The following is a 7,290-nucleotide window of genomic DNA, read 5'->3' as shown; positions in this document are numbered from 1 at the left end:
GCTCAAGCCGAGCGATATCATCCCAGGCCATTTCGATCCTCCAACGTCTCGACAACGAAGGGGAATCACAACCTGCTGATATCGCTCAACTCCTTTTCGCTCAGGCTCTGAGAGCTTGGCGCGCAGAGCAGAAATCATTTCCGGCGTCGCGGTCGGGCCGAAAGCGGACCGTCGGGTGTCCGAGTCGACGAGACGGAAAGCTGCCCTCCTAACCAGTCCCATCTCGGTCGCAGTTTAGCGAGTGAGATTTGACGAAAGTCGACATCCTCATCTTCGAAGGGCACTTCTGTCAACCGGGATGCCTCTACCCACGCAGGTACGCTCCGATCCGCCGCTAGACGCTTTCCGACGACCCCGTTTGGAAATCTCCGTCAGCTGTTCCCCGTCAGCGTCTTCAAGTTGGACGTCGATATCGCATCGTAGGCCAGTCTGTTCAAAGGCCAGTTTCACGGTACCGTTCAGCTCTGCTGCAAGACTTCGCTCGAGCAGTCGGCTGCCAAAGCTGCGGCGCTCCGGCACCGTGACAGCAGGTCCGCCTTTCTCCTGCCAAGTGAGCTTCAGGTGATCTGGAGAACCGTGGAGCCCCACCGTAGCCGACCAGAAAATGTCGATCCTGCAGCCGTCCGTCGACAATGAGCCGTATTTCACCGCATTCGTCGCTATTAGGTTCTTTGGGGATGACGCCAATCGATCCCTTCCAGCAGGTAGCCAAGCTGCGCGGGCGAAATCGTCACCGTCCCGTCCGCCGGCGACGGCCAGATGAAGCGGCCGCGTTCCAGCCGTTTCGTAAATAGGAAAGCACCCTGGCCGTCGTGCCAGATCACCGTAATCAGGTCGCCGCGACGCCCGCGAAAGACGAAGAGATGCCCGTCGTTCGGATCGCGCTTCAGCGTCTCCTGGACCATCAGCGACAGCCCGGGAAAGCCCTTGCGCATATCGACATGGCCCGTCGCCAGCCAGACACGCACGCCGCTCGGAACCGGGATCACCGGCGCCGATCCAGAACGGCAATGACCCGCGCCAGAGCTTTTGGATCGACATCGGCGTCGACGACGACCCGCCGTCCGCCCGGCAGGATGATCTCCATGCGAGAGGCCGCCGCCGCGCTCTCTTGCCTCAGCGGCTCCAACGCCGGCGTGAGCACCGCTGGAACGAACGTCGGCACAGTCTCCGATCCGTCGGGCTCATCTTGAAAGGTCCGCCGCCATGTCGCCAACTGCGAGCGAGAGATCTCGTATCGACGGGCCGTCGCCGACACCAGTCGCGGGCCCGCCATGCTCTCGATGACGATCTTCAGCTTCTCTTCGTCGCTCCAGCAACGACGGCGCCCCGTCTCGACGATCTCAAGCCGTTCGAAGGCTCTGTGCGTATGCCTGTCCATACGCACTGTTCTGAGGCGAAAAACCCAACATTCGCAAGGCGGCCTACACCGTAGGCGTACGTTGATCCGACTCGGGTGTGATTTTCTTTCGCGTTCAGATTCGCCGCATGAACCACGTTCGCAGTCGCCGGCCTACAGTCCCACTGGAATCGGCGCGAATTCGAGGTGACCGGTGACTTCGGCGGTCGTGAGTCTTCCGTCCGCCACCGCAGCAATCGCGTCGACGATGCGGTCACCGGCGTCGCGCAACGATGTGCCGCTCGTCAGAACATCGCTGATGTCGACGTCGAGGTGCTGGCGCATGCGTGCGACGGTGCGAGGGTTGCTGGTCACCTTCAGGACGGGGCTGATCGGGTTGCCGACTGGATTGCAGCTGCCGGTGGAGAACAGGACCATCTGTGCACCGGATGCGCTGAGGCCGGTAACCACCTCGCTCGCAGCTGACGGCGAATCCATGAAATAGAGACCGGCTTTTTCTGGACGCTGACCGTAGCTGAGCACGTCCTGGATAGGATGGGTGCCCGTCTTCATGATGGCGCCCAACGACTTCTCCTCGATCGTGGTGATGCCACCTCGGATGTTGTCTGGCACAGGATTGACGCCGAGCAGGTCGATGCCGGCATCCATCGCCATTTTTTCGTTCGCCTCGACCGCGCGATAGATCTTCTTCGCGACATCCTCGTTGATCGCGCGCCGCGCCAAGATGTGCTCGGCACCAAGGATTTCCGTGGTCTCGGAAAAGATCGCAGTGCCACCCATCTCGATGATGCGGTCGACCGCCTCGCCGATTGCCGCGTTGGACGCTACGCCGGAGGTCGCGTCAGACCCGCCGCACTTCACTCCGAAGACGAACCCTTCGAAGCCGGACATGGCCCGCCGCCGCGCCTCCGATGCGGCGATGACCATCCAGATCGCCTTGTCGGCGCCGGCGTTCACGGCATTCATCGTGCCGCCCTCCAGCACCAGTACGCTATCTACAGGCTTGGCCGTCAGCCCTTTGACCCGTTCGACGAACTCTCCGGTCGAATCCGGCTCGTAGCCGACACAGAGCACCGAGTGCACATTTGGATGCAGAACCACGCCTTCAATCGTGCGCTCGAAGCGCTCGCGATAGATGCCGATCTCGTTGCGTCCGAACGGATGGACAAGCGGCAGCGTCCCACGCACGGCAGTGGCGATCAATTCGGTGGCGCGATTGCAAAACGAGTTCAAGGAGAGAACCACCACGTGGTTCCGTATTCCGGGGCGGCCGTCGACCTCGAAGGCTGAAAATTCGTGCATGGCTATTGCTTCCCCGCTCGCAACGAGCTGATGTTGTGGACGTGCACATGCTCACCAACATCGATGTTGCGCTTGGCCACTCCGATCGTCTCCGCGAACTTGATCACCGGCGCTTCGGCCGCGATCCGTCTTACGGCGAACTTGTGTCCGTAGGCGATGTCGTCGGCAAACGTGATCCTGGTGTCCCCAACCTCGATAGCGCTGCCCTGGGTGAAGTCGGACAACGCCATGGCGACGTTGTCCTCAGCGTGGAGCCAGAGCCACAGCGGCGCCTCCGGCGATACCGCTCCCGTCATGCGTCGAGTTCCTTCGCCACCACGCGCGCCGGTCCGCCGTAGGCACCCTCGTACTTGACCGGCAAGGCCATCACGTAGGTGGTGCGGCCAGCCACCAGCTTCAGGTTGGCGAGGTTCTCGACGATGAGGCAGTCATTGCCGAGAAGCGTGAAATGCAGGGGCGAACCGTTACGGAAGCCGCTCGCCAAACCCGCGTCGGGACCGGGCGTATCCATTCCCAAAAGCTTGCAGCCCTTGGCAATCAGGTACTCGCCGGCTTCCGGCGTGAAGAAGGGGTACTTCGTCGCGTAATCCGCAGTGCCCCACATGGTATCTGCGCCGGTGCGCACGAAGAACATGTCGGCCTTCGTGAATTCGGCCTCGTAGGGTTCGAGATCCTTCACGTCGATGGCGGTGAGCGGCGGACGATCGAGATCGGCGGTGAAGCAGGTGCCCACCCAGCGCTCGAGGGGGACTTTCTCGATGGAAGCGCCGCCAGGATGGTAATGGCCCGGCGCGTCGACGTGCGTGCCACAGTGAAGATTTTTATGAATGAAGTTCTGATTGCCACCGGTATTTTCCATGTGGAAGCTTTCCAGCGTGAAATCCTGCTGGCGTTGCCCAGGCCACAGCGGGACCGGCATCCCCGGCGCAAAATTCCAGCTCAGATCGATCCATTTTGTCATGCCTTGCCTCTCCTTGCGTTGCCCGCGCGCTCGGCATCTGTTGCTGGCGATCGAACGCTGGCCTTGATACACGAGACCTTTACGACGCGGCCGGTAGAGCTGGCGAATACCAATTTCGGATCGACCGCATAGACAGTCGCGATGCGTGGGTTGACGAACGATCAACGCACCCGATAGCGCTCGACCAGACTTTCGTCGACATCGACGCCGTTGCCCGCGCCGCGCGGGCAGGTGAATTGGCCGTCGGTCATTCGTAGCGGCTCGCGGACGACATCTTCGGCGAGATAAACGTGCGTGAGATTGAGCCCCCAGTCGACGTTCGGGGCGGCACATGCAACCGCAAGGGTGCTCGCAGCGGAAATGCTGGATTCGGCGATCTTGCCCGCGACCGTGATCGACAGCCCGAGAGCTTCGCAGAGCGCGGCAACGCGCATTGCGGCCCGCGGCCCCCCCGCTTTCATCAGCTTCAAGTTGATTCCGCTCGTGGCGCACATGCGATCGTGCGCAAGAACCTCGCGAGCGCCGGCGATGCCCTCGTCGGCGCAGATCGGCACCGCTCCGGTGGCGGCCAGCGACCGCATGCCGGGGAGATCGTCCGCGCGAACAGGCTGTTCGAGGAACAGAAGACCCAGGTCGCTCGAAAGTCGAATGAATTGTTGAGCCTGCGCGACCCCGAAACCCATGTTCGCGTCTGCACACAACAGAACGTCTTCCCCCAGCTCGTGCCGGAACCGGCGCATGCTCTCCACCTCCTCGGCAAGCGCCTTGACCCCGACCTTGAGCTTGAAGAAGGCAAAGCCCTCCTTCGCCTTGTCGACAGCCTCGACGATGTCCGCATCGGCCGATGAATTACCGAGGAGCCACATCGGCGTCACCGACCGGCGAAGCGCGCCGCCCAGAAGATCGACGACGGGAACGCCTGCGCGTCGGCCGGTGAGATCGAGCAGCGCCATGTCGATCGCCGATTTCGCGCCGCCGTTGCCTTGGATTGCCTGCTGACAGCGGCGCGCCAGCATGGCGTGGCTGCCGACATCCTGCCCGGTCAGCAGAGGGGTCAAGTGACCAACCGCTGCGACGATGCTTTCGGCGAATTCGCCCGTCATCGTCGGCGCCGACGTCGCCTCGCCCCATCCGACCGTCCCGTCGGACGCTTCGATACGGACGAGTACGTTCTGCGCAGTCTCGATGCGCACGCCGGCCATCAGCATCGGCTTCTTGAGCGGCAGGGCGACGCGGATCGCCTCGACACTACGAATCGTTGCCGATGTCGCTCGATGCGCTGCTGATTCCGTCACTTTGACCATCGATGTCCTGTCTCCTGCCCTTTGGGGCGCATGATCCCGGCCTCGGGGTTGGGTAGCGCATGCCACAGGACACCCGGGTCAGATCTTCGTGACTTTCTGTCGCTTGATCTCCTCCAGGAGCGCAGCGTTGTCCCAGTCACCTTCGCCCGCTCTAATGCAGCCTTCCATCATCTCTATGTAGACTTCGGCGAAGGGGAGCCTGTGTCCTGCGCCATGAGAATATTCGCGCATGATGAGGAAATCTTTTGTCGTCTGGGATACCCTGCTCAGCGGTTCATAATCCCGCTCGACCATCTTCTTTCCCTTGACGTCCATGACCTGGGAGTAAGCCGCCGAGTTGCGGGCGACATGCAGGAAGGCCCCCGGATCGAGGCCGAGCATCTCGGCGAAAGCGATCCCTTCCGCTACGGCCGCGCGATTGAGCCCCAGCACGAGATTGACCGCCAGCTTGGCCTTGCCGCCGGCGCCCAAAGGCCCCATGCGGAATCGGCTCGGACAGATGGTGCTGAGAACGTCCTCGACGTCATCGATGTCGGCAGATCTGCCGCCAATGAGTCCGACGCCTTCGGCTCGCGCGATCTGCGTGCTCGTGCCGGAAATCGGCATCTCCACGAACGCGGCGCGATCGCGGATGCGCTCATCCAACGCCGCCATGCGATCGGGCTCGCAGGTGCTCGTATTGATGATGGTGCGACGCAGCCCGCCAGAAGGCGCGATCGTCAGCACCCCGTCGGCGCCTTCGAGGACCTGCTCGACCTGTGCCGTGTCAAACACCGCGAGCACGACGGTTCGACAGGCTGCCGCCACATCCGCGACCGAATCCATCGGGCGCCCCCCGAGGTCTCGCAGGGCTTCTCGTGACGCTTGGCTCGGTGCATATCCGACGACGTCGTAACCTGCATCGCGCAACAGGGGGGCGATAGCTCTTCCGACAAGGCCGATACCCAAGAGGCCGATAGTTTTAGAGAAGTCCGCCATGAAGCCTTTTCCTAGCGTCCGTTCAGAACCGCCGGTCGCGTGAGCCGGAGAACCCGATGCTCGGCACGTATATTCGGGTGCAGAAATGCTGTCCAATCGACAGATTCGAGGGCCCCGATCTACTACGCCTATGCATGGCGGTCGGGATATCAGCCGGCGAAGGCGGTGCGGAGGGCGTCGGCGAGGCGCCGCGCGGCGCTGCTGAGGTGCGCGCTGCGGTGGGTGAGAAGACCCGCCGAAAGCTGCACGTTCGTCTGAACAATCGGTATGGTTCTCAACCGCGGATGATTAACGACAGCGCGCCGTGGCGCTATGGTGGCGGCGCGCCCGGCCTCTACAAAACTTAGACGCGCGGCGGTATCGTCGATCTCCAAGCTCACGCGCAGCGAGACCTTTTGCTGGGCGCATGCCGCGTTGAACAAGCGCCGAATGTTGCTGGCAGCGCCCGGCAGGGCCAGCGGAAACGCCTCGAGCTCACGCAAGGCGATCGTCTGCGCTGATGCGAGCGCATGCGACTCGCCCGTGACGACCACCAACTCGTCGGTGAACAGGGGGGCCGCTTCGATCTCACGCGATTCCGGCGGCAGCCAAGCGAAGGCGAGGTCCATGGTTCCAGCGATGATCGCTGCTTCCAGCTCGTCTTGGGGGCCCATGCGCAGCACCAGGTCAACGCCTTCGTGCGCCGCTGCGAAGTCGGGGATGCATTGCGACATCACCCGGGCGACGAAAATGTTGTTCAAGCCGAGAGTGACGGTTCCGCATAACAAACCATTGAGGTCAGCTATATCCTGTTTGCCGCGCTCGACAGCGCGCAGGGACTCTTGGGCATACGTCACGAGACGCTCGCCGGCTTGCGTGAGCCGCACATGGCGGAATTGCCCCCCTGTGCGGTCGAACAACGGCGAGCCGACCTCTTTCTCGAGTTGCTGGATATGCAGCGACAGCGTCGGCTGCGACACGCCCAAGGTATTTGCGGCGCGCGTGAAATGCAGCAGTTCGGCCGCCCGGACAAAATATCTCAGGTGCCTTAGTTCCATGGTGGCTCGCAATCGGTGCTACGGGAAAGGGCGCGACAGTGGCCCCGACGCGAAATGCTGTCAATCGCGACCTCGCAAGCCAGAGTCCCGACATCGTGTCAACGCCTCCACTGCTCCCGCGGGCGGACCCCGGCCATATGGGTCTTGATGCGTCGCGATCATCGCACGATTGGCGAGAGGAAGTTCGCGGCCTCCCAATGGCCATGCGGTACGTCGAAATCCGCAGGCGCTTAACCGGAGGGTAGTGTCCGCTTTGATGGTGGAAAATCGGACCTCGAATGGTGTGACGGAAGTGGCCACCGGATTGGCCGGCTAAGGTGGAGTTGCGAGACTTCAACCTGACCGGAG

8 protein-coding genes are annotated in these 7,290 nt (G+C 62.4%); all 8 read right to left on the bottom strand.

Features of this window, described 5'->3' with window-relative positions; all coding sequences use genetic code 11:
• Positions 1-662 precede the first annotated feature (662 nt).
• Positions 663-989, bottom strand: a complete 327-nt coding sequence (gene tnpB / locus VSX60_RS21580) for an IS66 family insertion sequence element accessory protein TnpB (protein WP_327626312.1) — start codon at positions 987-989, stop codon at positions 663-665.
• Positions 986-1,381 (bottom strand): IS66-like element accessory protein TnpA, encoded by a 396-nt coding sequence (tnpA, locus tag VSX60_RS21575; RefSeq protein WP_327626311.1) that lies wholly within the window; start codon positions 1,379-1,381, stop codon positions 986-988. Before tnpA ends, tnpB begins: the two co-directional genes overlap by 4 nt.
• Before the next feature lie 132 nt (positions 1,382-1,513).
• Positions 1,514-2,662, bottom strand: coding sequence for a UxaA family hydrolase (locus tag VSX60_RS21570; RefSeq protein WP_327626310.1), 1,149 nt, complete (start codon positions 2,660-2,662; stop codon positions 1,514-1,516).
• Between the two features lie 2 nt (positions 2,663-2,664).
• Positions 2,665-2,958, bottom strand: coding sequence for a UxaA family hydrolase (locus tag VSX60_RS21565; RefSeq protein ID WP_327626308.1), 294 nt, complete (start codon positions 2,956-2,958; stop codon positions 2,665-2,667).
• Positions 2,955-3,623 (bottom strand): cyclase family protein, encoded by a 669-nt coding sequence (locus tag VSX60_RS21560; protein WP_327626307.1) that lies wholly within the window; start codon positions 3,621-3,623, stop codon positions 2,955-2,957. Before VSX60_RS21560 ends, VSX60_RS21565 begins: the two co-directional genes overlap by 4 nt.
• A gap of 161 nt (positions 3,624-3,784) precedes the next feature.
• On the bottom strand, positions 3,785-4,927 hold the full coding sequence (locus tag VSX60_RS21555; protein WP_327626306.1) for a mandelate racemase/muconate lactonizing enzyme family protein: 1,143 nt from the start codon (positions 4,925-4,927) through the stop codon (positions 3,785-3,787).
• Positions 4,928-5,005: 78 nt separating this feature from the next.
• Positions 5,006-5,905, bottom strand: a complete 900-nt coding sequence (locus VSX60_RS21550; RefSeq protein WP_327626313.1) for an NAD(P)-dependent oxidoreductase — start codon at positions 5,903-5,905, stop codon at positions 5,006-5,008.
• A 149-nt stretch (positions 5,906-6,054) separates the two neighbouring features.
• On the bottom strand, positions 6,055-6,942 hold the full coding sequence (locus tag VSX60_RS21545) for a LysR substrate-binding domain-containing protein (RefSeq protein ID WP_327626305.1): 888 nt from the start codon (positions 6,940-6,942) through the stop codon (positions 6,055-6,057).
• Positions 6,943-7,290 lie beyond the last annotated feature (348 nt).

The organism is Aurantimonas sp. A3-2-R12 (assembly GCF_036016755.1).
Lineage (GTDB): Bacteria > Pseudomonadota > Alphaproteobacteria > Rhizobiales > Rhizobiaceae > Aurantimonas > Aurantimonas coralicida_A.
Note: the sequence above shows the minus strand (reverse complement) of the source record. Positions and strands in the feature narration are given on the sequence as shown.

Bases quoted from the DNA above. Each gene is read 5' to 3' on its own strand.
- VSX60_RS21565 (WP_327626308.1), bottom strand. From the start codon at position 2,958: ATGACGGGAGCGGTATCGCCGGAGGCGCCGCTGTGGCTCTGGCTCCAC.
- VSX60_RS21545 (WP_327626305.1), bottom strand. From the start codon at position 6,942: ATGGAACTAAGGCACCTGAGATATTTTGTCCGGGCGGCCGAACTGCTG.
- tnpA (WP_327626311.1), bottom strand. From the start codon at position 1,381: ATGGACAGGCATACGCACAGAGCCTTCGAACGGCTTGAGATCGTCGAG.
- VSX60_RS21550 (WP_327626313.1), bottom strand. From the start codon at position 5,905: ATGGCGGACTTCTCTAAAACTATCGGCCTCTTGGGTATCGGCCTTGTC.
- VSX60_RS21560 (WP_327626307.1), bottom strand. From the start codon at position 3,623: ATGACAAAATGGATCGATCTGAGCTGGAATTTTGCGCCGGGGATGCCG.
- VSX60_RS21570 (WP_327626310.1), bottom strand. From the start codon at position 2,662: ATGCACGAATTTTCAGCCTTCGAGGTCGACGGCCGCCCCGGAATACGG.
- VSX60_RS21555 (WP_327626306.1), bottom strand. From the start codon at position 4,927: ATGGTCAAAGTGACGGAATCAGCAGCGCATCGAGCGACATCGGCAACG.